Origin of the sequence: Synechococcus sp. LA31 (assembly GCF_018502385.1) — a bacterium.
GTDB lineage: Bacteria > Cyanobacteriota > Cyanobacteriia > PCC-6307 > Cyanobiaceae > Vulcanococcus.
On the sequence record NZ_CP075523.1, the window covers coordinates 225046 to 249610 of the forward strand.

The 24565-nt window shown below is 63.1% G+C and carries 28 protein-coding genes; 13 read left to right on the forward strand and 15 right to left on the reverse strand.

The annotated features are described in order from the left end of the window. Window positions 1–4 precede the first annotated feature (4 nt). The gene (locus KJJ24_RS01165) at window positions 5–937 is read right to left on the reverse strand and encodes an IS481 family transposase (protein WP_214340046.1); all 933 of its coding nucleotides are present in this window, start codon (window positions 935–937) and stop codon (window positions 5–7) included. Between the two features lie 58 nt (window positions 938–995). Between KJJ24_RS01165 and KJJ24_RS01170 the strand changes: the two genes are divergently transcribed. Both KJJ24_RS01170 and KJJ24_RS01175 read left to right on the forward strand, forming a co-directional pair. Beyond that, window positions 996–1430 carry a PfkB family carbohydrate kinase gene (locus KJJ24_RS01170; protein ID WP_214340238.1) on the forward strand — a complete coding sequence of 145 codons (435 nt, stop codon included), beginning with the start codon at window positions 996–998 and terminating at the stop codon, window positions 1428–1430. A gap of 5 nt (window positions 1431–1435) precedes the next feature. Continuing rightward, a complete protein-coding gene (locus KJJ24_RS01175) occupies window positions 1436–1825 on the forward strand; it encodes a hypothetical protein (protein WP_214340240.1) in 390 nt (129 codons plus the stop codon). 19 nt (window positions 1826–1844) lie between these two features. On the opposite strand, the gene KJJ24_RS01180 is transcribed toward KJJ24_RS01175, so the two are convergent. The 9 genes from KJJ24_RS01180 to KJJ24_RS01215 form a co-directional block, all read right to left on the reverse strand. Further along, the gene (locus KJJ24_RS01180) at window positions 1845–2060 is read right to left on the reverse strand and encodes a Nif11-like leader peptide family natural product precursor (RefSeq protein ID WP_214340242.1); all 216 of its coding nucleotides are present in this window, start codon (window positions 2058–2060) and stop codon (window positions 1845–1847) included. A gap of 27 nt (window positions 2061–2087) precedes the next feature. After that, window positions 2088–2762 carry a DUF1028 domain-containing protein gene (locus tag KJJ24_RS01185; RefSeq protein ID WP_214340244.1) on the reverse strand — a complete coding sequence of 225 codons (675 nt, stop codon included), beginning with the start codon at window positions 2760–2762 and terminating at the stop codon, window positions 2088–2090. 5 nt (window positions 2763–2767) lie between these two features. Next, the gene (locus KJJ24_RS01190; protein WP_250544837.1) at window positions 2768–4039 is read right to left on the reverse strand and encodes a Zn-dependent hydrolase; all 1272 of its coding nucleotides are present in this window, start codon (window positions 4037–4039) and stop codon (window positions 2768–2770) included. A gap of 21 nt (window positions 4040–4060) precedes the next feature. Continuing rightward, entirely contained in the window at window positions 4061–6124 is a 2064-nt protein-coding gene (gene asnB / locus KJJ24_RS01195) for an asparagine synthase (glutamine-hydrolyzing) (RefSeq protein WP_214340246.1), read from the reverse strand. Between the two features lie 3 nt (window positions 6125–6127). Then, on the reverse strand, window positions 6128–7243 hold the full coding sequence (locus tag KJJ24_RS01200) for an aspartate carbamoyltransferase (RefSeq protein WP_214340248.1): 1116 nt from the start codon (window positions 7241–7243) through the stop codon (window positions 6128–6130). Between the two features lie 176 nt (window positions 7244–7419). Next, entirely contained in the window at window positions 7420–7584 is a 165-nt protein-coding gene (locus tag KJJ24_RS01205) for a hypothetical protein (RefSeq protein WP_214343798.1), read from the reverse strand. Between the two features lie 4 nt (window positions 7585–7588). Then, the gene (locus KJJ24_RS01210) at window positions 7589–9019 is read right to left on the reverse strand and encodes an urea transporter (protein WP_214340250.1); all 1431 of its coding nucleotides are present in this window, start codon (window positions 9017–9019) and stop codon (window positions 7589–7591) included. A 3-nt stretch (window positions 9020–9022) separates the two neighbouring features. Next, a complete protein-coding gene (locus tag KJJ24_RS15025; protein ID WP_256437243.1) occupies window positions 9023–9148 on the reverse strand; it encodes a hypothetical protein in 126 nt (41 codons plus the stop codon). A gap of 140 nt (window positions 9149–9288) precedes the next feature. After that, entirely contained in the window at window positions 9289–9972 is a 684-nt protein-coding gene (locus KJJ24_RS01215; RefSeq protein WP_214340252.1) for a peroxiredoxin-like family protein, read from the reverse strand. Between KJJ24_RS01215 and KJJ24_RS01220 the strand changes: the two genes are divergently transcribed. The 4 genes from KJJ24_RS01220 to budA are packed head-to-tail and all read left to right on the forward strand — an operon-like array spanning window position 9971 to window position 13147. Then, the gene (locus KJJ24_RS01220; RefSeq protein ID WP_214343800.1) at window positions 9971–10162 is read left to right on the forward strand and encodes a hypothetical protein; all 192 of its coding nucleotides are present in this window, start codon (window positions 9971–9973) and stop codon (window positions 10160–10162) included. The genes KJJ24_RS01215 and KJJ24_RS01220 overlap by 2 nt on opposite strands. Further along, complete coding sequence (locus tag KJJ24_RS01225) at window positions 10159–10551, forward strand: DUF1499 domain-containing protein (protein WP_214340254.1); 393 nt, start codon at window positions 10159–10161, stop codon at window positions 10549–10551. Before KJJ24_RS01220 ends, KJJ24_RS01225 begins: the two co-directional genes overlap by 4 nt. A 33-nt stretch (window positions 10552–10584) precedes the next feature. Then, on the forward strand, window positions 10585–12279 hold the full coding sequence (gene alsS / locus KJJ24_RS01230) for an acetolactate synthase AlsS (protein WP_250544840.1): 1695 nt from the start codon (window positions 10585–10587) through the stop codon (window positions 12277–12279). A gap of 13 nt (window positions 12280–12292) precedes the next feature. Next, window positions 12293–13147 (forward strand): acetolactate decarboxylase, encoded by an 855-nt coding sequence (gene budA / locus KJJ24_RS01235; protein ID WP_250544841.1) that lies wholly within the window; start codon window positions 12293–12295, stop codon window positions 13145–13147. Between the two features lie 9 nt (window positions 13148–13156). On the opposite strand, the gene KJJ24_RS01240 is transcribed toward budA, so the two are convergent. Together KJJ24_RS01240 and KJJ24_RS01245 are read right to left on the reverse strand one after the other, a co-directional pair. Next, window positions 13157–13717, reverse strand: coding sequence for a pyridoxamine 5'-phosphate oxidase family protein (locus KJJ24_RS01240; RefSeq protein WP_214340262.1), 561 nt, complete (start codon window positions 13715–13717; stop codon window positions 13157–13159). A gap of 6 nt (window positions 13718–13723) precedes the next feature. Then, window positions 13724–15400, reverse strand: coding sequence for an alpha-keto acid decarboxylase family protein (locus tag KJJ24_RS01245; protein WP_214340263.1), 1677 nt, complete (start codon window positions 15398–15400; stop codon window positions 13724–13726). A 267-nt stretch (window positions 15401–15667) separates the two neighbouring features. On the opposite strand from KJJ24_RS01245, the gene KJJ24_RS01250 reads away from it, so the two are divergent. Genes KJJ24_RS01250 through KJJ24_RS01265 form a run of 4 tightly spaced genes read left to right on the forward strand, consistent with a single transcriptional unit; the run spans window position 15668 to window position 21536 of the window. Further along, on the forward strand, window positions 15668–17383 hold the full coding sequence (locus KJJ24_RS01250; protein WP_250544842.1) for an amidohydrolase: 1716 nt from the start codon (window positions 15668–15670) through the stop codon (window positions 17381–17383). A gap of 45 nt (window positions 17384–17428) precedes the next feature. Next, a complete protein-coding gene (locus KJJ24_RS01255; protein WP_214340265.1) occupies window positions 17429–19123 on the forward strand; it encodes an amidohydrolase in 1695 nt (564 codons plus the stop codon). Next, window positions 19120–20016: a GTP-binding protein gene (locus tag KJJ24_RS01260; protein ID WP_214340271.1), complete on the forward strand. Its 897-nt coding sequence runs from the start codon at window positions 19120–19122 to the stop codon at window positions 20014–20016. The genes KJJ24_RS01255 and KJJ24_RS01260 overlap by 4 nt, the downstream gene beginning before the upstream one ends. Beyond that, window positions 20013–21536, forward strand: a complete 1524-nt coding sequence (locus KJJ24_RS01265) for an MFS transporter (protein ID WP_214340273.1) — start codon at window positions 20013–20015, stop codon at window positions 21534–21536. Before KJJ24_RS01260 ends, KJJ24_RS01265 begins: the two co-directional genes overlap by 4 nt. On the opposite strand, the gene KJJ24_RS01270 is transcribed toward KJJ24_RS01265, so the two are convergent. After that, on the reverse strand, window positions 21527–21907 hold the full coding sequence (locus KJJ24_RS01270) for a hypothetical protein (RefSeq protein ID WP_250544843.1): 381 nt from the start codon (window positions 21905–21907) through the stop codon (window positions 21527–21529). The genes KJJ24_RS01265 and KJJ24_RS01270 overlap by 10 nt on opposite strands. A gap of 32 nt (window positions 21908–21939) precedes the next feature. Between KJJ24_RS01270 and KJJ24_RS01275 the strand changes: the two genes are divergently transcribed. Beyond that, window positions 21940–22332 carry a DCC1-like thiol-disulfide oxidoreductase family protein gene (locus tag KJJ24_RS01275; RefSeq protein WP_214340281.1) on the forward strand — a complete coding sequence of 131 codons (393 nt, stop codon included), beginning with the start codon at window positions 21940–21942 and terminating at the stop codon, window positions 22330–22332. Between the two features lie 21 nt (window positions 22333–22353). On the opposite strand, the gene KJJ24_RS01280 is transcribed toward KJJ24_RS01275, so the two are convergent. After that, window positions 22354–22875 (reverse strand): phycocyanin subunit beta, encoded by a 522-nt coding sequence (locus tag KJJ24_RS01280; RefSeq protein ID WP_305803604.1) that lies wholly within the window; start codon window positions 22873–22875, stop codon window positions 22354–22356. Between KJJ24_RS01280 and KJJ24_RS01285 the strand changes: the two genes are divergently transcribed. Further along, on the forward strand, window positions 22874–23326 hold the full coding sequence (locus tag KJJ24_RS01285) for a hypothetical protein (RefSeq protein WP_214340283.1): 453 nt from the start codon (window positions 22874–22876) through the stop codon (window positions 23324–23326). The genes KJJ24_RS01280 and KJJ24_RS01285 overlap by 2 nt on opposite strands. Window positions 23327–23372: 46 nt before the next feature. Continuing rightward, a complete protein-coding gene (locus KJJ24_RS01290; protein WP_214340285.1) occupies window positions 23373–24434 on the forward strand; it encodes a methyltransferase domain-containing protein in 1062 nt (353 codons plus the stop codon). Here the strand turns inward: KJJ24_RS01290 and KJJ24_RS01295 are convergent. Further along, window positions 24409–24564 carry a hypothetical protein gene (locus KJJ24_RS01295; RefSeq protein WP_214340286.1) on the reverse strand — a complete coding sequence of 52 codons (156 nt, stop codon included), beginning with the start codon at window positions 24562–24564 and terminating at the stop codon, window positions 24409–24411. The genes KJJ24_RS01290 and KJJ24_RS01295 overlap by 26 nt on opposite strands. Window position 24565: the final 1 nt, after the last annotated feature.

Sequence of the window (24565 nt, forward strand, 5' to 3'; positions counted from 1 at the left end):
TTGATCAGCAGAGCAGCTCGTTGAGCCGCTGCTGAGGTGATCGGCCGCCGAGTGCTGTGTGCTTCCTGAGACGGTTATAGATCGACAGGTAGCGAGGCAGCCACTGATTGCGTTCTTCTGAGTTCTGGAACGGCATCCCGTAGGCCCATTCCCGGCACAGGGTCTGGATGAACCGTTCGGCTTTGCCGTTGGTCCTCGGCGTGTAGGGCCTGGTGCGGATGTGCCTGAGGCCCAGGACCTTGCACGCCTTGGCAAAGCTGCGTGAGACGTAGGCGGGACCGTTGTCAGACATGACCTGCCGGCACTCGACGCCCTGACTGTTGAACCAAGCCACAGCTCGGCTCATAAAGCCAATGGCCGTGGCCTGCTGCTCGTCCGCGAGCACCTCGACATAAGCAAGCCGTGTGGCGTCATCAATGGCGACGTGGACGCGGTCGTAGCCAACGCCCGTGGAGCGGCCCTGCTGGCGGTTGCCAGTGATGCGGTGACCGACTTTGCGAAAGCGGGCGAGCTTTTTGACGTCGATATGGATCAGCTCTCCGGGATGCTCCCGCTCGTAGCGCTGGACTGGAGGTTTGGGCTCGAGATTCCGCAACCGCCCCAGACCAAGGCGGTTGAGCACCCTGGCCACGGTGGAGAAGGGTGCGACCAGAAGCCTGGCGATGTGGCGGAGGTGGAGGCGTTGGTGACGGAGATCCACGGCCTGCTGCAGTTGCCGCGGATCGAGCGTCCGCCGCTGGGTGCGGCGAACACTCCGTCGATCAGCCAGAGAAGCAGCACCACCTGAGCGGTAGCGGGCCAGCCACTTGTAGGCGCAGCGGAGACTGATGCCTGCTTCTGCAGCCAGTTCAGCGAGGGGACGACGGTCTTGGAGGTGTTGATTGACGAGCCTGAGACGGCTCTTCTGTGTCAGTCGGGCATTGGGATGGCTATGCATGGGGCGTGAGGTCTGGGTTGCTGGGTCGCACCTCAACCCGTAGCGGCCTCACACCTTCTTGTCAGCTGACCAACCTGCTGAGACTGAACACCTAGCTGACCTCATCACCCCCAACATCCATGAGGCTCGCCTGCTTAGTGGCGAGGTGGTGAAGGAGGTGTCGGATGTGGAGCGCGCTGCCGAGCGGCTGCTGGTGATGGGCCCACAGGCAGTGTTGATCAAAGGCGGGGGGCTGCCGGGGCTGCGCGGACGCGACTACCTGCTGCAGAGCAGCGGCTCGGGCCAATGGCTTCAGCATGCCCTGGTGGAAACGGCCCACAGCCATGGCAGCGGGTGCACCCTCGGGGCGGCGATCACCGCCGAGCGGGCGAAGGGGCTGCCCCTGGTGGATGCTGTGCGGGCTGCGAAAACCTTCGTGGAAAACGGTTTGCGCACAGGGCTGGCCATCGGGGCAGGCCAAGGCCCACTGTGTCATTGGCACCCGTTGCTCTAAATCCCATGGCTGACGCTCCTTATCTGATCGCTCTGGCTCTGCTGGAGCAAAACGGCGAGCGGGCGTTGCCGTTGCAGGGCAAATCGTTGCGAGAGCCATTAACGGCCGATGGCGATCCAGGTGAGGTGGGCCGGCAGCAGGCTCTGGAGCTGTTGGTGCGGGTGTGGCAGCGCAGCGATCAAGGCGCGCTGAACCGAGCGGCTGGCGATCACAGCCTTCTGTTGGTGGCAGTGCCGATCGAGGCCTTGCAAGAGGAGTTGCCGGCGCTCAAAGCCCAATGGCTCAACAGCGGCGACACTGCCGTTCTGGTGCAGGGTCTCTCTGCGCTGGCCTCAGGTGTCTGGAGTCTCAATCAGGAGCCGCGTCAGCCGCTCACCTACGCCCGTCTTGGCTAGAGCCGCAACAGAGCGGGCCTCAGTTGTATTCGCCGGGGATGTCGTTTTTGCGCACGGTGACTCGGTCAAACTTTTTTCCTGACACCCGCAGCAGCTCATCCCCAGAGAACTCAAACCCCAGCTTGAGGCCGATCTGAGCGACGTCGTCAGCGGTGGCGGCGGCGAGCACATCACGCTTCAGGGCCGCATCGTCTTGCATCCGCGCCAGAAAAGCTTTCAGCTGATCAAGAGACATGGCAGCGGCTGCGAGTGACCCAGCTTCTCAGGCCACTTCACGGTTGAGGATGGGCCGCTCGGCCAGTTCGTCACGCCAGGCCTGGGCCCAAAGCAGCTGGCTGCGTTCGTAGAGCGCCGACAGCTCTGCTACGGCGGTGTCGTGGTAATCGATGCGGAGGTCGAGCAGCGGGAAGGCTGCTTCGCCGCTCACCTGCAGGGCCGCTGAAGTGGCATGGGGAGAGCGGCGGTCGCCGCCGGCGGTCTCACCGGCCTGTAGGGCCTGCATCAGGCGGCGGCCCAGCTTCCAGCCGGGATCACTGCTGAGATAAGCCTCTTCCATGGCGATCAGCACCTCCTCCCCCACCAGTAAATTGCCGGCCACCGCCATGCCGTCGCGACTGCGGTGTCCGGCCCAGTCGCCGCAATCGGCACCGGTCCAGGCGGCAGTGCTGCCGCGGGCATCGATCAGATGAAACTGGCGCCGATCCCGCTGGGGATCATCGCGCAGCAGGCTGTCTTTCACCTCCTCAGCGCTGCGGTTCTGCTCGAGCCGCTCAAGCCCGCAGATGCCGAGATAGGGGTTGGTGTGGGCCTGGGTGGCCACGGCCCCAACTCCCGAGCGGATGTGTGGCACGGTGGACCCCACCGCTAGATGGCAGGTCGCCACCGCTACCCCAAAACGACCATTGCTGGGATCCCGCGCCAGGATCGAAAAGGTCATGGGTCTCAGCCGGGGTTGAGATCCTGATCGAGCTTCAGCAGGCTGGCGAGCAACACGCTGGTTCCGGCCAGGCATTGCTCAAGGCTGGTGTATTCCGCGGCGGAATGGCTGAGGCCCCGATGGCTGGGTACGAAGATCATGCCCATGGGCCAGCGGCGTCCCATCTCCTGGGCATCGTGGCTGGCACGGCTCGGCAAGGGGCTGGCGCTGTAGCCGAGGTGGGCGGCGCAATCGGCGATGGTTTGCATCAAGGCAGGTGCTGCTGGGGTGGGCTTCACCTCGAACTGCGGCTCGATCAAGACACGGCAGCCACTGCGTGCTTCGACTTCGCTGAGGCGCTGGCGTAGGTCGCCCTCGAGGCCGCTGAGCACATCAGCACTGAGATCGCGCAGATCCACGCTCATCACCACCTCGCCCGGCACCACATTTGCGGCATTGGGCCAAACCTCCAGCTTGCCAACGGTGGCCACGGGGTCACCGGGGTGCAGCGCCGCCAGTTGCTGCACTGCGAGCACCACATGCGAGGCGGCCACCAGGGCGTCCTGACGCTCATCCATGGGCGTGGTGCCGGCGTGATTGGCCTGGCCATTCACGCGAATGGTGAAGCGTCGCTGCCCCACCACGCCTTGCACCACGCCGATGTCGTGCTGGCGTTGCTCCAGCACTCCCCCTTGCTCCACATGCAGCTCAACAAAGGCGGCGATGGCGTGATCGGAGCGGTTGGCACTGGCCAGATGCGCCCAGTCGCCTCCGATGCGGGCCAGGTTGCGCTCGATCGATTCGCCGTTGCTGGTGGCGTAGGCGGCAGGATCAGCACTGGCGCGGCCCGTCATGCCTTTGCAGCCCACCATCGTGGATTCCTCGTCGGCAAACACCACCAGCTCGAGTGGATGCCTGAGGGGATGGTTGCTCTCTTGCAGGCAGCGCAACACCTCCAAACCGGCGATCACCCCGAGGGTGCCGTCGTAACGCCCCCCGGTGGGAACCGTGTCCAGGTGGGATCCGGTCACCAGGGCTGGCAGGCTTGGTTCCAGCCCCTCACGCCGTGCAATCAAATTGCCGGCCGCATCCACCCGCACGCTCAGACCGGCTTCCCTGAGCCAACGGCCCAACAGCTCGCGGCCCTGGCGGTCTTCTGGACTGAAACCACGCCGGCAGATACTGCCGTCAGGTTGGGCTCCAACCTCGGCCATGGCTTCGAGAGCGGCCAGCAAACGCAGGCCATTGGGTTCAAGCCGCTGGGCTTCTTTGGGTTCTGCGTAGGCGGAAAGACTCAAGCCAGGACGCCAACAAAACGCTCAGCGCAGCATCTCTTGTCTGCTGGCGGCATCTTGTAGCGACGGCGACGGTTCGGGATGCCAGCCCAGATCGTCAGCCATGGCGCGAGCCTTGGCGGGGATGTCGCTGGCCACAAACAGGCGATGCAGCATCTGCACCCCCAGCAGGTGGTTAATCACGGCGTCCATCTGCACGCGATCGGAATCTCTGGTAGCCGGGTCATCGTGACGGGCAAAGAGATTGCGCACACCTTCAGCGCTCAGCAAGCCCGCTTCTTCGATGGCTTCATCGCTGAGGTGCCGATCAGCAAGCTCCTTCATCTGCTGCCATTTCTTGGGTTCGGTGTGGGCTGGAGGGGCCATGAACGCAAACTTTTCTCGCTTGTAGAGCACCTCCGGTAGTAGGCCGGCCATCGCTTCGCGCAGCACATATTTTTCGGTTTTGCCCTTGATCCGCAGCTCGGGTGGCACCTGCACCGCTACCTCCGCCAGGTGGTGGTCGAGGAAGGCTGGTCGCGCCTCCATCGAGTGAGCCATATCCACCCGGTCACCCCCCCAGGTGAGGATCTGGCCTTCGAGCATTGTTTTAATCCACACGTATTGGGCCCGATCGAGGGCGTGGCGACCCTCAAGTTGGGTGGGATCGAGCTGATCGGCGATCGCTTTCCCCGGCGAATAGTTCTTCAGCGCTTCACGATGCTGCTCCGCGAGGAGCTCTGGCACCAACGGCGCACAGGCCAGCCACGGTTGCAGGCAGCTCGGGGTGAAGCCCACCACCGCCTCTAGATCGGGATCATCGATCTGGTTGGCGGCCAGCATGGCGCCCTGAACCAGAGCGTTCGATTGCTCGAGCAGTTGCTGACAGGTCTGCCGCTCCTCTTGCGGTAGGTCGTCGAGCCCGTGCAGATACATATCGCGCCGGAAGGCGGGATAGCCGCCAAACAGCTCGTCTGAGCCTTCGCCGGTCATGACAACCTTGTAGTTCACCTCGTTCACATGGCGGCTCATCAGGAATTTGGCCACCGCCAGGGTGTTGTAGATCGTGCGTTCGGTGTGCCAGATGGTGCGCTCCATCCAGCCGTAGAGCTGTTCACCTGACAGGCGCAGTACATCCTGTTCGGCACCTGTGGCCTCCGCCATTTCCCGGGCGACCGGTGTTTCGTCGTAACGGGCGTCGTCGAAGCCGATGGTGAAGGCCTTCACCGGGCTCTGGCTTACGGCTGCTGCCAGGCCGAGGATTGAGCAGCTATCGATACCGCCGGAGAGATAACAGCCCACCGGCACATCAGCCACCATGCGTAGCTCCACCGCCTCCAGCAGTGCTGCTCGAATCGCTTCGATGTGGTGTTGTTCGCCAAGGCTGCGGTCGCGCTCTCCCTCGCGCGGAAAGTTCAAGTCCCAGTAGCACCACTCCGCTACCTGCAGCTCGCCATTGCGGCGCTGCACCTTGAGCACGTGGCCCGGTTTCACCTGTTGAATGCCGGCAAAGGCCGTGCTGCCGGGCACCATGGTCTGCATCAGCTGATGAAACAACCCCTCAGATGTGAGGCGCCGCTCAACAGCCGGGTGAGCAAACAGCACTTTCAGCTCGGAGCCGAACACCAGCCCTTCTGGAGTGTGGCACCAATATTGAGGTTTGATCCCGAAGCGATCGCGCACCAGGTAGAGGCAATCCTCACCGCGGTCGTAGAGCGCAAAGGCGAATTCTCCACGCAGCTGCGGCAGAGTGTTCTCCAATCCAACTTGTTGATAGAGGCGTAGCAGGATTTCAGAATCGCTCTTGCTGCTGAAGCGCAGACCACGGGCGGTGAGATCAGCGCGAATGCGCTGGAAGTCGTAAAACTCACCGTTGTGGGCCATCAGCAGCTGATTGTCGTCGCTGCCGAAGGGCTGGCGCGCCCTATTTTCGTTGAGATCGATAATGGAAAGGCGGGCATGGCAGAAGCCCACGCCTGCATCTTCGAAGTGGCGGATGCCGAAACCATCAGGGCCGCGATGCACCTGGATGGCAGCCATGTTGACCAGCAGTTGTCGGTCAACGGCCTGCTGAGGATTGTTGTGAAAGATTCCTCCGATTCCACACATAGGTCAGATCACATCCATCACGCGGTCGGTGCGGTTCACCAGGCAGGTGAGCAACGCCATTCTTAGAAACACAGCGCCACGTGCCTGGCTAAAGTACCAATTATGTGATGTGTCATCCATGCACGTGCTTAATTCAGGGCCGCGTGCCAGGGGGTGGAGCACGATGGCATCTTGTTTGTAGGGCAGGTCACGGGTGAGGCGGAATGAGCTCCCATGCACTTCATAGCCATCGCCAACCCAGGCAATGGCATTGATGTAAATCACATCTAGGTTTGGGATCTCGGCATGCAAGTTCGTGCTGAGCCGCAGGTTGAGCCCGGCCTCTTGCAGCTCTTCGAGCTGTCCCGGATCGAATAGATCGGTGGATTTGTGAGCCTGATGATCATGAATGATCACCACTTCGCTGGTGATGTAGGGGAATTTCGCCAGGATGTGGAGAAGAGAGCGCACCGTGCGCATCCGATTCGGTAGGCCAACGATGCCGATGCGCACCTTGTGGGAGGCTTCAACCTCTGGAGAAGCAAGTGCTGGTCTCCATTTGAGAATGGTGAACAGGTCAGCCATGGCCTGTGTTGGGTGCTGATCAATGCCATTGCCGGCATTGATGATCGGGATGTGCAGCCCTTCGGTCATCTGGTAGACGGCCTCGGCATGGTTGTCGCGTAGCACAACACAGTCGCCATAGTTGTTGAACATATGTGCGATGTCCATCAGCGATTCACCTTTGGCGATGCCGGTGCTGCTGCGATCGGTGATGTTGATCGAATCGCCCCCAAGTCGGTGCCAGGCGCTGTCAAAGGAGAGGCGTGTGCGTGTGCTGGGTTCGTAGAAGGCGTTGATCAGGATCTTGCCTTTCAGAGGTGTGTTGTGAGTGATGTAGCGGTTGGGGTTGCTTTCAAATTTCGCCGCCAACCGGAAGAGCTGCAACAGGGTTTCCGGCCGGAACTGCCGGATCGACACCACGTGCTGGTCGCAGAGGTCTTGCAGGGCCTCTCCGTCTTCTTGAATGCTGCTGAGTAGTGCCTGCGGTTGCGTGGCGCCGTAAATATCGGGGCCAAGGGGGCGAAACCGCAAGGCTGCGGCGCTGTCGGAACGCTTCTCGGGCGAGAGAATGGTCATGAACTGGGGGGACGACAACAGGGCCGCATGAGCCCTGATTGACGTGGAAGAGCGCTGTTCACACCCTGCACGACCGCTCTGCCGCATTCACTGAATGACCAGTGAATCTTCAAATTATCACTGGATTTAGTAGCGGTTGCTGCATAAAAGTGGTGAATCGATTTACATCTCTTGGTTTACCAGGCCTTGCCTGAGCGCCATTCGCGCCACCAGATCGCGAGCAGGATCACCACAGCCAGGGCTAAGCCGGCGAGGCTGCCGTACACCACCAGCCGCAGCAGGCCAAGGCTGGCTTGCCAGGTGGTGGTGGCCAGCAGTGCCGAAACGGGAACCTGGGTCATTGGATTAGCCCTCTCGCAGGATGCGCCATTGGAATTGTTCGGGCTTGAGCTGCGTGCCCACAGCCATCACCACCGCGGAGACGGCTGCTGAGAACAAGGCGGCGCAGTAGGGCGCGATCAGCACGTAGGCGCTGAGCCCCACCGCGCTGCCGGTCACCATGGCCGCGATGGCGGCCTGGCGATTGGCGCTGGGCCAGTAGAGGCCGTAGGCCACTGGCCAGATCGTGGAGGCCACCAGGGCGCCGGTGAAAAACAGCACAGAGGCGAGGGAGTCGAGCCTTGGCCATGACAGCGCCAGTGTGAGCACGCCCAGCCCCACAACCACCAGCTTGGTGGCCTGGCGCAGCTGTGCATCGCTGAGTTGCGGGTTGAGCAGTTTGAACACCACGTCTTCCGCCACTAAATCCGCCGTTGAGGCCAGCAGCGAATCAAGCGTGGAGGTGAGTGAGGCGAACACCACGACAAACACCAGCGCCGCTCCGCCAGCTCCCAGGAGCTGGGAAGCCATCACGGGAAACACCATGTTCACCTGGGGGAGATCCAGGTTCTCGGCCAAGGCCACCAGCCCGATCGAGCCAGTCACAATCGGCACGGTCATCCAGGCCAAGCCGCCAAGGATGAAGGAACTGAACACCACCGAACTGCGGCTGGAGAACACCCGAGACCACCAGATGTTGTTGTGAAACACCTCGCCCATCGAAAACAAGGCTGAGTTCCAGGCGATCAGCAAGCCGGCGGGAAGCAACAGGTTGAGGCGGTCCGGGTGTTCGGCGCTGAGGTTGGTGTGCACCAGCTCCAGGGGGAAACGCTGAAAGGCGAGCACCGCCACCACTACGAGGAGGCCCATGATCAGCAGCGACTGGATGAAGTCGGTGCCCACCACGGCGCGCATACCGCCATACAACGTGTAGATCGTGGAGACTCCGATCACCACCACCATTCCCAAGCGGTAATCGAAGCCGGATAGCGCCTCCAAGAGAATGCCGGCTCCCATGGCCTGGGTCATCAAGAAGCCCAGGGTGTAGATCGCGGTGATCACCATGAACACCCACCAGGCGGTGCGGCCGTAGCGCAAGCGGATGAAGTCACCACTGGTGCGGCCGCGGGGCATCAACTGTTTGATCCGGATCGCCAGTGGTGCAAACAGGATCAGGCCAAGACCGGCCAGGGAATAGCTGAACATGCCCCATAGGCCGTTGCGGTAACCGAATTCCGGTGCCAGCAGCGTGGTGTTGCCTGTGACCCAGGAGGCCATCAAGGTGGCAGTGCTCAGGGCCAGGCCGATGTTGCGGCCTGCCAGCATGTAGTCGTCGGCATCGCCCTTGCCGCTCCGCCCCCACGACACACCGAGGGCGATCCATAGCACCGCAAAGATCACCACGAGGGCCCAGGCGATGCCGGGCGAGAGCAGGGGTGTGGTTGCGAGGAGATGCATGGTTTAGTCCTCCCCCCAGGGATCGCGCCCGCGCCAGCTCAGATGCCCCCGCAGGATCATCCCGGCGGTGGAGGCGGTTACCACGGCGCCCACGGTAAAAATCAGCAGGGCTTGCTGGAATTCATTCACAGGTTGAGCTGAGCTGGGCACAAGCTACCCCTCTCATGGCCATGAAAATAGGCTTACGTTTTTGGTGTCTAATTGCGCTGTTTTGCCTGCGTACTCGTTTGTGTGAACGATGCCGAACCGCAACGTTTTGACCAAATCTTTTAGCCGCTGATCCAGGGATCGAGAAAGCTCAGTGGCCGGCTCATCGTGGCGGAAAAGCCCAGGATGCCTTGGTCGCGGTGGCTGTAGAGAAGGCTGTCATTGGCATCGAGTAGGAACGTGCCGCCCCGCTGGGTGATGAAGTCGTCGCGGGGCACATAGGTGCGCCAGTTGCTGAGCACCTCGTTCATGTTGCGCAAGCGCACCGTGGCCAGCTCGAACGGCCGCTGGAAGCCTTCGCCTCCCGCCCAGCGAAACAAGGGGCTATTGATCCGCTGAGGGGCGTTGCGGTCGCCGATGTAGCCGCGAAACACCTCCGCCAGCGTTCCGGGGGAACCGATTCCGGCGCACATCAGCAACAGCCCGGGCCAGGCTCCGCCGGGGCTCTGCAGGCCCTCGTACAGGCCCAGTTCTCGATGCAGCAGTGGTTCTGGATCCACCTGGAGGTTGGCCCGCGGGAAGCCTGTGTAGTGGCAGAAGCGATCGGCGCCGGGGTCGTCGCCGATGGCGATGGCCAGGGTGCTGATCCCGGCAGCCTCAAGTTGCGGCAGTGCAGGCACAAGCGCCTGGGCGTATTCCATGGAGTCGAAGTCGCCCAGCTGGGTGAGCAGCAGCACCAGGCGGCGCCCGCTCTCCAGGCCTGGGGTCTGCCGCAGACGTTGCAGCAGGGGGGCGGGCGCTTGCATGCCAGCAGGGGTGGCGGGTGGCACAAACTACCCAGGCTTCTCCAACCGTATGGATCGCCGCCACTGGCTGCTGTTGTTGGCCGCCGCCGTCTGCATCGCCGGCCTTGTGCTTTGGATCGGGGAGATCGATCTGGGGATGGAGGAGTCGATCACCCCCACACCTGTTCCTGCCACCACCACTCAGCCATGACCGCCCTGCTGCTCACCCTCACCCTGGCGTTGTTCCATCTGATGGGGCCCGTGCCCGCCGATCTGGGGGTGCACAACGGGGCCCTATCGCCCTGCGAAAGCACAGCCCATTGCGCCCGCGCCGAGTGGGCGGTGGCTGATCCCCAGACGGCGCTGGCTGCCCTGACCCCGGTGATTGCAGCCACGCCACGCACCGAGATCGTGGAGCAGGCCGATGGCTACCTGCATGCCACGGCCACCAGTGCCTTCTTCGGCTTTGTTGATGATCTGGAGCTCTACGCCGATTCCACAACAGGCGTGCTGCAGGCCCGCTCGCTCTCGCGGCTGGGGGATTCGGATCTTGGGGTGAATGCGAAGCGGTTGGCGGCTCTGCGGGAGCAGCTGGGCTGAGCTTTCCCGCTGTGACAGCGCATCTCGATCGCGTTGACACCACCCATCAACCTGCAGAGCCTGCGTGAAGAGCAATGCAATGACATGAACGGCGCTCAGGTTTTGGTGAAGCTGCTCGAGCAGCATGGTGTGACCCATGTGTTCGGAATCCCCGGGGCCAAAGTCGACAGCGTGTTCGAGGCCCTGCTCGATTCCTCGATTGAGCTGGTGCTGTGTCGCCACGAGCAGAACGCGGCCTTCATGGCCCAGGCCGTGGGACGTATGACCGGCACGGTGGGTGTGTGCCTGGTGACCTCCGGCCCGGGGGTGACCAACCTCGTGACCGGCCTGGCCACGGCAACGTCTGAAGGGGATCCTGTGCTGGCCATCGGCGGCGAGGTGCCGATCGACGACCGCTTTAAACACACCCATCAGGCCCTCGATGGGGTGGATGTGATGCGGCCGGTGTCGAAATACGCCCAGTCGGCACTCTCCATTCACAGCCTGCCGGAGGTGTTTGGCAATGCCGTGCGCGCTGCTGAGAGCGGGCGGCCCGGTGCGGCCTTTCTGGGCTTGCCCAAGGATGTGGGGCTGGCTGAGTTCCCTGGTGAGCTGTCGCCTGGGTGGGCGCGGCCCATCGTTCAAGGGCAGGCAGCAGCGGCTGAAATCAGCCGCGCCGCTGAGCTGATCAATGCCAGCTCCCGCCCGCTGCTGCTGCTTGGGATGCAGGCGTCGCAGGGGCCCTTGGCTGAGTCGCTGCAGGGCTTTATTCGCAGCACAGGTCTTCCCTATTGCGCCACGTTTCAGGGGCCCGGGGCTTGGGTGGCCCCAGATCAGTTCGCCGGCCGGGTTGGTCTGTTCCGCAATCAGCCAGCCGATCACCTGCTCGATGCCGCCGATTGCGTGATCACGGTGGGTTTTGATGCGATTGAGTTTGATCCGAGCCTCTGGAACAGCGGCAACAACCGCTCCCTAGTGGCGATTGATGTGTTGGCACCGGATCAGGATCAGGCTTTCCTGCCGAGCGCCGAGTTGATCGGCGGCATCGATGCCAACCTCACCGCCTTGGCGCCGTTGATCAAGGTGACGGTGGAGGAGGCCTTCCGCCGCAGTGGAGATACTGCTGCCGCCGAGCTTCATGCCACGGCGGCTGAGGGTGCCCAGCTTGGAGGCACGCCCCTGCATCCGCTGCGGGTGATTCATGAATTGCGTCAGGTGGTCACCCCCGACACCACCCTGGCGCTGGATGTGGGCTCCCACTACATCTGGATGAATCGCTACTTCCCTGCCGGCCATGCCCGGCAGGTGCTGGTAAGCAATGGTCAGCAGACCCTGGGTGTGGCCTTGCCCTGGGCGATGGCCACCAATCTCTGCCGCCCCGGCCAGCCGGTGATCTCCGTATCGGGCGATGGCGGGTTCCTGTTCACCGCCACGGAACTGCAAACGGCCACGCGGATCGGTAGCCGTTTCGTGCACCTCATCTGGAACAGCGGCAGCTACAACATGGTGGCCTTCCAGGAGCAGGCCCATTACGGCCGTACAGCTGGTGTGCAGCTCGGCACGTACAACGTGGAAGCCTTCGCCGAAGCTTTTGGCTGCAAGGGCTATCGCATCACGGCAGCCGATCAGCTGGGGCCAGTGCTGCGGGAAGCGCTGCAGCAAACCGTGCCTGTGCTGATTGATATTCCGATCGATTACTCCCAGAACCTCAAACTGATGCAAAACGTGCATCAAGACTTCATTCACTGAGGGAGCGATTCCGATGACATGCTGCCCGGATTCCCACCACGAGCTCCATGTGCGCCTCGGTGATGGGTTGTATGGAGCTCTCCAGGAGCGCTGTCGGCGCACCGGTGAAAGTGCGAGCCATGTGATGCGTGAGGCCCTGGCTGAATGCCTGGATCTCGAGCATCACACCATCTATCAGGTGTCCACCTCCGGCGCCCTGGTGCAGGGGATCTATCAAGGCTGCGTCACCGTTGGTGATCTGCTCAAACACGGCAACTTCGGCCTTGGCACCTTCGATGGGCTCGATGGTGAGGGGATCCTGCTGGATGGGATCTGCTGGCAGGCCCGCTCCGATGGCACGGTGCAGCAAGCGCCCAACGATGCGCTGGCGCCGTTCTGGGCGGTGACGCAGTTTCAGGCTGATCACACCGATCGCCTCACGGATCTCACCAGTTGGGCTGATCTCACCAGCCGGCTCGATCAACTCCGCGACAACGCCAACTTGTTTGTGGCGATTCGCCTGCGCGGGGTGTTCGAGCGGATCCGCTATCGGGTGGCCTGCAAAGCGGAAGCCGGCGTTGACCTGGTGAGTGCCACCAACGCCCAGGCGATGTTTGATCTGGAGCATGTGACAGGCACATTAGTCGGCTTCTGGACCCCCACCTACGCCCGCACGATCAACGTGCCGGGCTATCACCTACATCTGCTCAGCGACGATCACCGCCACGCCGGCCACGTGCTCGAACTGCAGAGCCGTGAGCTGCAGCTTGAGCTGCATCGCGAAAGCCATCTGCAGCTGGTGCTGCCAGAAACGCCGGCGTTTCTCAAGGCCGATCTGAGCGGGGATCCGGCGGCAGCCCTGGCCAAGGCAGAGGGGGATCACCCCTGAGACATCCGATCAGGGATTGAGCCGCTCTTCCGCCCAGGCCTGATCAGCCCGCCAGCGGCGGCGCTGGTGGGGATGCCCGGTGAGTTCCAGCAGCTCCACCTGCTCGATCGCGATGCGCACCAGCTCAAAGCAGGCCGGCATCGGGCTGCCATCGGCCAACTCGGCTGGAAAGGTGGCATCTGCCTCGAAGGATGCGCCGGGTTCGGGCCAGCCCCAGAGGGATCGGGCTCCTGGATGAAGCTGTTGCCAGTGCTGCTGGCTGGCTTCCTCGATCGCCTGCGCTGTCATCGCCAGGCGCTGGCCCCGCAGGCGAAATTGCGAGCGGGCTTTGGGCAGCAGCCAGCACAGTTCCACCCGTGGTTCGGCCGAGAGCTCAGTGCTTTTGCTGCTGCGGCGATCGGTGAGGAGGTCGAGTTCAGCGGGCCCAGCCCAGCCGCGAAACACCAGGGTGCGAACCCGCGGGGCGCCATCGGCTCCAAGGGTGGCCAGCTGCAGCCAGCGGGCCTGCGGGGATCGCCCCTCCCGCTGGCGAGCGCCGCGCAGCAACGGCCGCCAGGGGGGGAGCGTCATCGCGGTTCAGCCGACAGGAGGCGTGTTCAGTTTGTAGCCGCTGTCGATCGTGCTCTCGGGCAGTGGTTGGCTCTCCTCGTTGGGGATCATCACCTCGATGTAGGCGGCGCCATCGTGGGTGTCGATCTGATCGAGCACGGCATCCAGCTCGGCCACCGTGCTCACGCGGGCGCTCAGCCAGTTCTTGCAGCCGAAGGCTTCCGGCAGCAGGTGGTAGTTCACCGGAGCCAGGTCGTCGTAGCCGTGGCCGCGCTCGCTGATCACATCCTCGATGCCGTAGAGGCCGTTGTTGAGCACGAAGATCCGCGGTTTCACGCCGTAGCGGCCCATCACGGCCAGTTCGTTCAGGGTGAGCTGGTGGGATCCATCACCGGTCACCATCCAGGTGTGCCCTTCGGCTTTGGCCATCACCACACCGAGGCAGGCCGGCGTGGCCCAGCCGATGGAGCCCCAGAGACCCTGGCCTTCGGCGCTCACACCTGCCGGCAGCAGCACTTTGTTGAGGTGGGTCATGCAGGTGCCGGTTTCGATCACCAGCGTGTCGCCGGAGCGCAGCCGCCGCTGCAGACGTGGGTAGAAGCTGGCTGAGCTGGTGGCATCGCCGGGTCCACCCACCAGCGGCATCGCCTCCATCTTCAGGCCGTGATCGTTGCAGCGGGTGGTGACGCGTTCGCACAGGGCATTGAGCACATCATCGATCGCCACATTCACGAACACCTTGCCACCGGCGCGTACGAAGTTGTCCTGAATCGACACCACCTTGGCGGGGTCATAATTACCTGTCCACAGGCCGGTGTTGAGTTCGGTGGTGACGATCCCGCCGATGTCGAGCACGAAGTCGGCATGGCCGACCAGATCGCGCACCTCGTTCGACGATGACCAGTCGCCCGCATAGAGCCCCGCATATTGCGGTATCGCTTCGTCGATGGTGCCTTTGTCGTTCGGGGTGAGGGCGGTGGGCAGGTTGGCTTTGCGGATCAGTTCCAGCGCCTGCTCGCGCACGCCATAACGGCTCACGAGATGGGTGAGCACCGCCACGGGGCGTTGCGCTGCATCCAAACGGGCCAGGATCGTGCCCACCGCGGCTTCCAGTTCTTCGGGCACGCTGTGTTGCCGCTTGATGACCGTGAGCGGTTGTCCGGTGACCGGTGTGCCGAGCACGGGTTGGCCGCCGTTCACCTCCGAGATCACCAGGTAGGCGGGCTTGCTCTGGCGCAGGGCTTCACGAATCACTCGCTCCAGCTCGTCCACGCAGTTGTCGGGCGTGAGCACGGCGCTCACGCAAGCGGCTTCGACGGAGAGGGCCTGGAAGCGGTCGTAGACCGCATCGCCCAGGTTGTGGTGGGTGATCAGCCCCTGCTTCTGGATGCGTTCGCTGGGCATGCCCACCAGATGGAACACCGGCAGGCGATGGGCTTTGCTGCCCATCACGCCATTGATTGCCGACAGCTCACCAACGCCGTAGGTGGTGGAGAGGATGGCAGCACCGCGGATACGGGCGTAGCCATCGGCGGCGTAGGCGGCATTCAGTTCGTTGGCACAGGCCACCCAGGAGAGGCCGGGCACCAGTTCCGCGGCATCGTCGATCGAGAAGGCGTAGTCGCCCGGTACTCCGAAGATCCGATCGAGGCCAAGCTGCGACAGACGGCTGAGGGTGTACTGGGCAACGCTTGGAGCAGTCATGGCCCTGAAGTGAAGGTGAGGGGTCTTACACGGCTTAGCGGGTCTGGTTGCGCTCGACTCTGAAGAGAATCGGGCAATCCGGCTAGTGCTCACTCAAGCCGTGGATTGAAAGCCTATTTCTGTTTTTGCGGGGCCTGTTCTGTTCTGAATCGATGGCTTTGCTGACAGGCGTGACTGGTTGATCTAGATGTCGGTGAGTGATTGCTTGGGAGTCGGGCGTTGTCGATCGGTCGTCCCCGGATTCTGGTGGCTTCGCGCATGCTCACCATGGATCCTGCCTGCCCCATCGCAACGGCGGTGGGGGTGAACCCGGAGGGTCGCATTGCGGCGGTGGGCGATCTAGCAAGCTGCCAGAGGCAATTGCCAGATGCGGAGGTGATTGATCTGGGTTCTGATGTGCTGTTGCCGGGCTTTGTGGAATCCCACTCTCACCCTGTTCTCTCTGGGGTGGCAACGCAGCCTCCGGCTTACTGGATTGCGCCTTATGTGGGCTATCCCACCTGGACGTCAGTTACTGATTTATTCGAGAAACTGCAAGCTGAGGCTCCGGCTGGTCAGGCCTTGCTCTTTAATGGTTTTGACAAATTGCTGCATGGCGCTCCACCGCCAACCCGTGACGTTCTCGATCGCTATTTCCCGGATCGTGAAGCGCTGGTGGTGGATAACTCGGGGCATGGAGCGTATTTCAATTCGGCGGTGATTGAGCGCATGGGGTGGACCCAGGGCCCGCCCCCTGACCCTGTGGGTGGCTCCTTTGGCCGGCATCCTGATGGCACGTCGAATGGTCAGGCTTTTGAAGCACCTCCGTTGATGTTGCTGATGGAGGCCTTGATGCCAGATCTGGTTCCGCATCCTCTCGCCTCGGCGGCTCAGTGGTACGCCTTAATGGCAGGAAACGGCATCACCACGGCCTCGGAGATGACCTACAACAGTTCGCAAAAACAGTCGTTTGAGGCCCTGGCGCAACTGCCTCACTGTCCCTTGCGCGTCTCCCTCTATCACGTGTCGACGGCTGCCGATTGTGCTGGGCCCTTGGAGTCGGATGTTGCGCCCGAGATGCTGTGCAAGCAAGGGATCAAGCTTTGGGCCGACGGCTCCCCCTGGGTGGGCAACATCGCGCTCACATTCCCTTACCTCGATACGCCGGCTGTGCGAGCCGCTGGTATCAAGCCGGGGGTGCCGCAGGAGATGAATTATTCCCGTGAACAATTGGATCAGATTCTGGATCAACTAGCTGGCGATCGCCTTCAGTTTGATTTCCAGGATCAAAGCTCTATTTGCACGCAGAACTGGCAGATGGCCATTCATGTGAATGGTGATGCGGCCTTGGATGTGGTGCTGGATGCGTTTGAGGCGGCTCTCCAACGTCACAATCTGCTCGGCACAGATCACCGCTGGCGCTTGGAGCATCTCGGTGCAGCCAGGCCGGATCAGCTTCGACGGGCGGCTGGTCTTGGGGTGTATGCCTCAATGGGCCCATTCCAATTCCAGTACTGGGGAGATTTATTGGATGGCGAGATGTTTGAACCGGAGCAAGGATCCCAGTGGTGCCGCGTTAAAGATGCCACGGAGGCTGGCCTCAGGCCCTCGTATCACAACGATGGTTCGGTGAGCCCACCCTCACCTCTTGGCAACCTCAAAACGGTTGTCACACGCACCACACAGTCCGGCGCCCTGCATGGCCCTGAACAGCGGGTCAGTCTGGATCAAGCTCTGCGCGCACAAACGATTGATGCAGCCTTCATCCTGGGCCGTGAGCACGAGATTGGCTCGATTGAAGTTGGCAAGCTCGCTGATTTTGTTCAGCTTGATGTTGACCCCCACGATGTAGAGCCGATGCATCTCGAAGACGGGATCAGTGTGCAAGCGACCTGGCTGGGCGGTGAACGCCTTGACATTGCTGCCTTTGAGCGCGCGGCTGGGGTGAGCGACCCCGAGCCCCATCGCCATTTGGCCACGGCTGTGGTCAGACGGTGTTGCTGATCAAAACCTCCTTCTCAAGAGCCACCCGCAGCTTGCTTTGTTCTGATGACTGTCGCCATTGCTGATCTCATCATTCATGGGGGCTCCATCCTCACGATGGAGGAGTCCCAGCCCCGAGCCGAGGCGATCGCCATCGCCGGCGGTGAGATCTTGGCGGTGGGAGCTAAGGCGGATGTGATGGCTCACGCTGGGCCCAACACCCAGCAGCTGGATCTGGCGGGCCGCTCCTTGCTGCCTAGCTTCATTGACGCTCACGGTCACTTCGCCAATGCCCTGCAGGTGGTGGGCTGGGCCAACATTCAGCGGCCCCCGGCGGGGCCCGTGACCAGCATCGCCGACCTGCTGCAGGTGCTGCGCGAGCACGTGGTGCGCCACCCCGTTGCCAATGGCGCGTGGGTGATCGCCTATGGCTACGACCCGGATGGCTTCAGCGACGGCCGCCCGCTCGATAAGGCCGATCTGGATGCGCTGTTTCCGGAGAACCCGGTGATGGTGATCCATAACTCCAACCACGGCGCTGTGCTCAACAGCTGCGCTCTGGCACTGGCGGGTTACGACGCCAGCACCCCCGATCCGGCTGGTGGTGTGATCGTGCGCCGCCCCGGCAGCACTGAGCCCGCAGGTCTGGTGATGGAGACGGCCTTCATCCCGTTGTTCCTGCACATGCCACAGCCCTCCGAGGAGCAGCGGCTGGAGCAGTTTGAGGCGGCACAGCGGCTCTACACCGCGAAGGGCATCACCACCGTGCAGGACGGCGCCACGGTGGCCGCCGATCTGGGCCTGTTTCAGCGGGCGGCGCGCGAAGGTCGCCTCTGTGTCGACCTGGTGTTGCTGCCGCTGGTGCTCGATGTGCCATCGATGCTGCGCGAGCGCTTCCCCGACTTTCACGGCCAACCACTGGAGCTCCCCCAGCCCGCGCGCGAGGCCTTCGGCAGCTACCGCGATCGCCTCAAGCTTCAGGGCATCAAGCTGCTGGTGGATGGCTCACCCCAGGGCAAGACGGCCTTCTGGGGCGAGCCGCTGCTCACACCGGGCCCGAATGGCGAGGCCAACTGGCGCGGTCAGCCGTTGTGTGCGCCTGAGCAATTGATGGAGGCGGTGGCGCGTCTTAGTGCTCAGGGCATTCAGCTGTTTTCCCATTGCAACGGTGATGCTGCGATCGGCTTGATGATCGAGGCCTGCCGCCGGGCCGGGCTTCGGCCCGAGCAGGACCACCGCACGGTGATCATCCACTCCCAGTTCATGGCGCCCGGCCAGCTTGAGCAGTATTCGGAGCTGGGCCTGCACCCCAGCTTTTTCACGGTGCATGCCTTTTTCTATGGCGATGTGCACCTGGCCAACCTGGGGCCTGAGCGGGCTGGGCGCATGAGCCCGATGGCCAGTGCCATGGCTCTGGGGCTGCATTGCTCGAACCACAACGATTTTTCCGTCACGCCGATTGAGCCGATGCGCATGGTGGAAACGGCGATGACCCGCCGCACCCGCACCGGTGTGGTGCTGGGCGCCTCGGAGTGCGTGAGCGCTGAAGCGGCCCTGCGGGCTCTCACCATCGAAGCCGCCTGGCAAATCCGTGAGGAAACCAGCAAAGGCAGCCTGGCTCCTGGCAAGCGGGCCGACCTGGTGATCCTCGATGCAGATCCCACTGCTCTGGCCCCCGAGCAGCTCAATGGCATCGCCGTGGTGGCCACACTCAAAGACGGCGTTTGTGTGTACGGCTCCCTGGAGGGAGGTCAGGCATGAGCAACGCCTCAGCTGTGGCAGGCCTGCGCGGTGTCCCCGTCACGGTGGTGGGGGGCTACCTGGGTTCAGGCAAAACCACTCTGATCAATGGTTGGCTGCAGCAGGGCGCCTGTGAGGGCTGGGCCTTGCTGGTGAATGATCTCGGCCAGATCAACGTGGATGCCGAACGCCTCCGCCAGGGCGATGGTCGTGTGCTGGAGCTCGGCGGTGGATGCGTCTGCTGCACCCTGCGCGATGGCTTGGGAGTGGCGCTCCTGGAGCTGGCCAAGCGCGAGCAGCCCCCCGTTCATGTGCTGATTGAAACCAGCGGCATGGCGGTGCCCCGGCGGGTGGCCAGTCAGCTGCAGCTGTTGGGTTTGACCATCGCGCGGGTGTTGCAGGTGGTGGATTTGGAGCGGATTGAAAGCCTTTGGCACGACCCCTGGGTTGGTGAGGTGGTGCAACAACAGTTCGAGGGGGTCGACGTGTTGCAGTTCAGCAAGGCCGATCTGCTGGAACCGGTGGAGGCCAAGCGGCGTCAGCAGTGGCTGCTTCAGCAGCTGGAGGGCCTCCAACAGCAGCCTGCTCCCCCCTCCCACAGCGAACGGCAACTGGTGCGGAGCGATGTCTGGCTGCAACTCGAAGCGCTCGAGCGCAGTCAGGTGCTGGCCTGGGCCGAGCAACTCGGTCCAGAGGTGCTGCGCGCCAAGGGGGATCTGTGGCTGGCGGATGCCCCCCATGGTCCGGTGAGCCTGGATGTCACAGGCCCTCGGCTCTCGTTGGCTGCGGCTCCCAGTCGCCCCTGGCCCAGCCCTTTGCAACGGCGCGGCCAGCTCGTGGTGATCAGCCGCGCCAATGCGGCTGCGCCCCGTTGGCCAGCCACCGTTTCGTCTCCCCGCCTCATCCCTGCATGAACAAGTCATCACCGCAAGCGTTGGCGGTGCCCTTTCTCGGGGTGCTGGCCAGCTTGCAATTGATCGATCCCACCGTGGCCAACACCGCCTTGGTGAAGGCGGGCGAGGCTCTGAACATGCATGGAGCCACCTTGGCTCTTGCCGCCAGCATCTCCACCCTGGCTCAGGCCGCCACGGTGCTGCTCATGGGTTTTCTTGGCGATCGTTTGGGTCGCCGGCAGGTGTTGATGGCCAGCCTGGTGCTGTCGATCGCTGGCGATGGCATCGCCTTGGCGGCTCCGAGTGCAGGCCTGTTTCTTGTCGGCCGTGCCCTGGTGGGGATCGGCGTGGGTGCGGTGCTGGCGCTCACCTTTGCGTCGGTGCGGTTTGTGAGCAAGCCCGAGGAGCTGGGTCAGGCCCTGGGTGTGTGGAATCTGCTGATCATTGCCGGCTTCATCGGCGGCTCCCTGGTGGGGGGCGTGTTGGCCGACAGCAGCTGGCGCCTGGCGCTCGGCTTGGTTCCGCTGATTGCGCTGCTCTGCCTGCCGCTTGTTCCGGTGCTGTTGCCCGCCATGCCCGCCAACCGCGAGTTGCGGGCGGACTGGCCGGGGCTGATCAGCATCGCCGCGGCGATGGTGCTGTTCCTCAGCGGCATCAGCCATGCGGTGAGCGGATTCACCTCACCCCAGTTCCTGATTCCCACCTTGGCCGGCGTGGTGCTCTTCGGCGTGCATGTGTTGATCGAACGCGGCCGCCAGGCACCGATCTTTCCGGTTTCCCTGTATGGCCGTGGCTGCTTTGCCGCGGCGATCGTGAGTGGCATCGCCTGGAACTTTGCTCAGGCGGTGGTTCAACTGCAGACCAGCAATTTCTGGCAAGTGGTGCAGCGCTACAGCACCAGCCAGGTCGCCCTCGCTCAGGTGCCGCTGCTGATCTGCTTTGCCGTTGGCGGCGTCGTGGCAGGTCGCCTGATGAGCCCAGGCCGCCGTACCACGCAGCTGATGGCGGGCGGAACGATCACCTTGGTACTCGGATTGTTCCTGCTCGCCGGTCTGCGCACCACCACCAGCTATGCCTCGCTTGTGGTGCCGTTGGTGTTGGTGGGAATCGGGTTGGCGTTCATTTCTGTGCCCCAGTCGGCGTTGTTTGTGCAGGAAGCACCGCCCCGCTATTTCGGTTCGGTGACCGCCTTCCGCACCACCACCGGACAGTTGGGCTTTGCCCTGGGCTTTGCCGCCAGTGGCGCCATGGTGAATGGATTCGGTTTTGCCAGCCTGCGCGATCGCTTGCTCAAGCTGGGAGCCTCCCCTGCTGAGATCCCGGAGCTCGAAGCCAAGGTGCGGGCTCTGTTGAGCAGCGGCGCCCTCACGCATCACCAAGACACAACCTCGAAGGCCCTTGAGGTGATCGGCCAGGCCTACGCCAGTGGCTTGGCGGGCACGATGATCGTGGTTGGGTTGCTGGTGGCGTTGCTCGGTGCCATCAGCCTGCTGCTGTTGGTGATTGGTCATCAGCAGGGCAGCCGGGCGGCTCAGGTCTGAGGCGCCCGGTCACAGCTGTAGGTCTCCCAGTCGCCACGCCGCTGGGCGAACTCCGGATGGTCGGGATCCAGCGCCTGCCACCACCAGCGCCCATCGCTGTAACTGGGGGTGCCGGCGTTGTTGGTGCGCGGCAGCTGCAGGCTCACGCCGCGCCACTGCAGCACGATGAAGGCCCCAGGCACGGTGCCGCTGGAGCTGTTGGGGATTTCGGCTGCATCCACGGCGCCGAGATGCACAGACGCCACCAGGGGATCGGCATCGCAGAGGAAGTGCTCTGGAGGCGGATCCGCCAGGGCTAAGCCAGCTGGCGCCGCGATCAGTCCCCAGAGCGGCAGCATCAAGGCCAGGATCAGAGCCAGGAGCTGGGTCACGGCAGAGGGGCAAGCGTCATCAGGATGGCGCAATGACCCTGGTGCTCGTGTACGACGGCGGCTGCCCCTTTTGCCGCCACTTCGCCCTCCGCGCTGAGCTGGTGGGAGGTGTTCCCGGCCTGCAGATCCGCGATGGCCGCGCCGAGCATGAGTTGCGTGCTCAGCTCAACAGCCGAGGCCTGGATCTGGCCCGTGGTGCCGTGCTTCTGGAGGGGGATCGGGCCTGGCATGGCGCCGAGGCCATTGCCGAGCTTTGCAGCCGCCTCCACCCCAGCGATCCGTTGCTGGCCTTGCTGCGGCAGCTGTTCGCCGCGCCTCCGCAGGCTCGTCGCTTGTACCCACTGCTGCTTTGGGCCCGGCGGATGGCGTTGCACTGGAAAGGCCTGCCGGAAGACCCCGATCAAGCGGGGCTCCGGCAGGCCTAGGGGGATCAGCGCTGACCTGGATCAGGCAACAGCAGCAGCAGCCCGATCGAAGTAGGTGCCGATCTCGCTCATCAGAGCGGAGCAGTCGCCGGGGGTGATGCCATTGCGATCGTTAGCGATCGCGATGGCGGCGTCCTTCATCTTGCGCACGCCTTCTGCCACGGAAGCGCCAGGAACGCCCAGGGCCAGGTAGGTCTCACGCAGGCCGTTCAGGCAGCGATCTTCCAGCACAGACGCATCGCCGGTGAACACGGCGTAGGTCACGTAGCGCAGGATGATCTCCATGTCGCGCAGGCATGCAGCCATGCGACGGTGGGTGTAAGCGTTACCGCCGGGGGCGATCAGCGCAGGCTGCTGGTCGAACAGCTCGCGGGCAGCGTTGGTGACAATCTTGGAGGCGTTGGAGGTGATGCGGTTCACCGAATCCATACGCTTGTTGCTCTCGGCCACCATGGCGGAGAGAGCGTCGATTTGACCAGCGTTCAGGAATTCGCCGCGGGCATCAGCCTGAGCAACAACCTTGGTGAAGGCGTCGAACATGATGGACAGCATTCTTCAGATGATTAATCTAAGGAGAGGCTTTGCCGCTTCGCGAGCCTGGAGTGGCTTCGCCGCCCTGGCTGTGCTCGCCTCAGCTGCCCGGGCCGAACTGCCTCCTTCGGTCTACGGCCATGAGCAACGCCAGGCCCCCTACGCCCTGGAGCTGCTGGTGCGCAGCGTTCACACCAGCGGAGCCATCATCGAGGTGCAGGCCCAGGTGCTTGAGGTGCGGCGTCAACCGTCAGGTTCCCTGCTCACGCCTGGCGACCGCATTGCGGTGGTGTACCCCGTGCCGCCGCCGCGCCCACAAGGTTGGGTAGGGCCCTCCCCCCTGCCGCGGGTGGAGCCAGGGGAACACGTGCCGGCCTGGTTAATCACGGATCCGAATCGGCCGGCTGCTTACAAGCCTGCGGCCGGTGGGCGTTCCTTTGGCCCGTCGCTTGAACGGCAGTAGGTGCTGTTCCCTACGGTTTACGAAACCATCGCGAGCCCGGGGATTGATGCAGGAGCTGGTGCAGGCCTACTACGGCCAGGAGCTGCAGAGCAGTGCTGATCTCAAAACGAGCGCCTGCTGCGACGCCGATGCCGTTCCCGCTTGGTTGAAGCCCTTCCTGGCCAAGGTGCACCCCGACGTGAGCAGCCGCTATTACGGCTGCGGTTTGGTGTGTCCGCCTCTCCTGGAAGGCTGCCGCATCCTGGATCTGGGCAGCGGGAGCGGCCGCGATGTGTATCTGCTGGCCCAGCTCGTGGGCGAACGCGGAGAGGTTGTCGGTGTCGACATGACCCCGGAGCAGTTGGCGGTGGCCCGTGAGCATCAGGCCTTCCATGCCGAGCAGTTCGGCTACGCCAATGTGCGCTTCCTTGAGGGGCAGATCGAGCAGCTGGAGGAGCTTGATCTCGAGCCTGGAAGCTTCGATGTGATCGTGAGCAACTGTGTGCTCAACCTTTCCACCGATAAACCGGCGGTGCTGCGCGGTGCCAAGCGGCTGCTTAAACCTGGTGGTGAGTTTTATTTCTCTGATGTGTATGCGGATCGGCGTTTACCTGCAGCTGTGCAGAGCCATCCGGTGCTCTACGGCGAATGTCTTGGTGGCGCCCTGTACTGGAACGACTTTCTGCGCATGGCGCGCTCCGCAGGCTTTCACGATCCGCGTCTGGTGAGTGATCGCCCCTTGGAGATCACGGCATCTGAGTTGGCCGCGCTGGTGGGTGAAGCGCGCTTCTTCTCGGCCACCTACCGCCTGTTCAACATCCCTGAGCTGGAGGATGCCTGCGAAGACCATGGCCAGGCCGTGATCTACCGCGGCTCCATCGCCGAATCACCCACCAAGCTTGTCTTGGATCAGCACCACAGCATCGAAGCCGGCAAGGTGTTCCCGGTGTGTGGCAACACCTATCGGATGCTTCAGCAAACGCGCTTTGCAGAGCACTTCAGCTTCATCGGTGATTTCGATCGCCACTTCGGTCTGTTTGAAGGTTGCGGCAGTGCCATTCCGTTTGACACCGCCGCCTCAGCCTCAGCGGCCGATGAGAGCCTCAGCCAAAGAACCCCTTGCTGTTGAGCCAGAGCCCTAGCGCCAACATCGGCACAAACACAGCCCCTGCAATCTGCAGCTTGATGGTGAGAGCTTTGGGGCTGGATTGGCTTGGCTGTGCAGCCGGAGCTTTTTTCTTGTTGGTGGTGTTGGCCATG

What these genes read in the sequence shown, in the direction of transcription:
- KJJ24_RS01165 (WP_214340046.1), bottom strand. Translation starts at nt 937, where the DNA reads ATGCATAGCCATCCCAATGCCCGACTGACACAGAAGAGCCGTCTCAGG.
- KJJ24_RS01175 (WP_214340240.1), top strand. Translation starts at nt 1,436, where the DNA reads ATGGCTGACGCTCCTTATCTGATCGCTCTGGCTCTGCTGGAGCAAAAC.
- KJJ24_RS01180 (WP_214340242.1), bottom strand. Translation starts at nt 2,060, where the DNA reads ATGTCTCTTGATCAGCTGAAAGCTTTTCTGGCGCGGATGCAAGACGAT.
- KJJ24_RS01185 (WP_214340244.1), bottom strand. Translation starts at nt 2,762, where the DNA reads ATGACCTTTTCGATCCTGGCGCGGGATCCCAGCAATGGTCGTTTTGGG.
- asnB (WP_214340246.1), bottom strand. Translation starts at nt 6,124, where the DNA reads ATGTGTGGAATCGGAGGAATCTTTCACAACAATCCTCAGCAGGCCGTT.
- KJJ24_RS01200 (WP_214340248.1), bottom strand. Translation starts at nt 7,243, where the DNA reads ATGACCATTCTCTCGCCCGAGAAGCGTTCCGACAGCGCCGCAGCCTTG.
- KJJ24_RS01205 (WP_214343798.1), bottom strand. Translation starts at nt 7,584, where the DNA reads ATGACCCAGGTTCCCGTTTCGGCACTGCTGGCCACCACCACCTGGCAA.
- KJJ24_RS01210 (WP_214340250.1), bottom strand. Translation starts at nt 9,019, where the DNA reads ATGCATCTCCTCGCAACCACACCCCTGCTCTCGCCCGGCATCGCCTGG.
- KJJ24_RS01220 (WP_214343800.1), top strand. Translation starts at nt 9,971, where the DNA reads ATGCCAGCAGGGGTGGCGGGTGGCACAAACTACCCAGGCTTCTCCAAC.
- KJJ24_RS01215 (WP_214340252.1), bottom strand. Translation starts at nt 9,972, where the DNA reads ATGCAAGCGCCCGCCCCCCTGCTGCAACGTCTGCGGCAGACCCCAGGC.
- KJJ24_RS01225 (WP_214340254.1), top strand. Translation starts at nt 10,159, where the DNA reads ATGACCGCCCTGCTGCTCACCCTCACCCTGGCGTTGTTCCATCTGATG.
- budA (WP_250544841.1), top strand. Translation starts at nt 12,293, where the DNA reads ATGACATGCTGCCCGGATTCCCACCACGAGCTCCATGTGCGCCTCGGT.
- KJJ24_RS01240 (WP_214340262.1), bottom strand. Translation starts at nt 13,717, where the DNA reads ATGACGCTCCCCCCCTGGCGGCCGTTGCTGCGCGGCGCTCGCCAGCGG.
- KJJ24_RS01245 (WP_214340263.1), bottom strand. Translation starts at nt 15,400, where the DNA reads ATGACTGCTCCAAGCGTTGCCCAGTACACCCTCAGCCGTCTGTCGCAG.
- KJJ24_RS01250 (WP_250544842.1), top strand. Translation starts at nt 15,668, where the DNA reads ATGGATCCTGCCTGCCCCATCGCAACGGCGGTGGGGGTGAACCCGGAG.
- KJJ24_RS01255 (WP_214340265.1), top strand. Translation starts at nt 17,429, where the DNA reads ATGACTGTCGCCATTGCTGATCTCATCATTCATGGGGGCTCCATCCTC.
- KJJ24_RS01260 (WP_214340271.1), top strand. Translation starts at nt 19,120, where the DNA reads ATGAGCAACGCCTCAGCTGTGGCAGGCCTGCGCGGTGTCCCCGTCACG.
- KJJ24_RS01265 (WP_214340273.1), top strand. Translation starts at nt 20,013, where the DNA reads ATGAACAAGTCATCACCGCAAGCGTTGGCGGTGCCCTTTCTCGGGGTG.
- KJJ24_RS01275 (WP_214340281.1), top strand. Translation starts at nt 21,940, where the DNA reads ATGACCCTGGTGCTCGTGTACGACGGCGGCTGCCCCTTTTGCCGCCAC.
- KJJ24_RS01285 (WP_214340283.1), top strand. Translation starts at nt 22,874, where the DNA reads ATGGACAGCATTCTTCAGATGATTAATCTAAGGAGAGGCTTTGCCGCT.
- KJJ24_RS01290 (WP_214340285.1), top strand. Translation starts at nt 23,373, where the DNA reads ATGCAGGAGCTGGTGCAGGCCTACTACGGCCAGGAGCTGCAGAGCAGT.
- KJJ24_RS01295 (WP_214340286.1), bottom strand. Translation starts at nt 24,564, where the DNA reads ATGGCCAACACCACCAACAAGAAAAAAGCTCCGGCTGCACAGCCAAGC.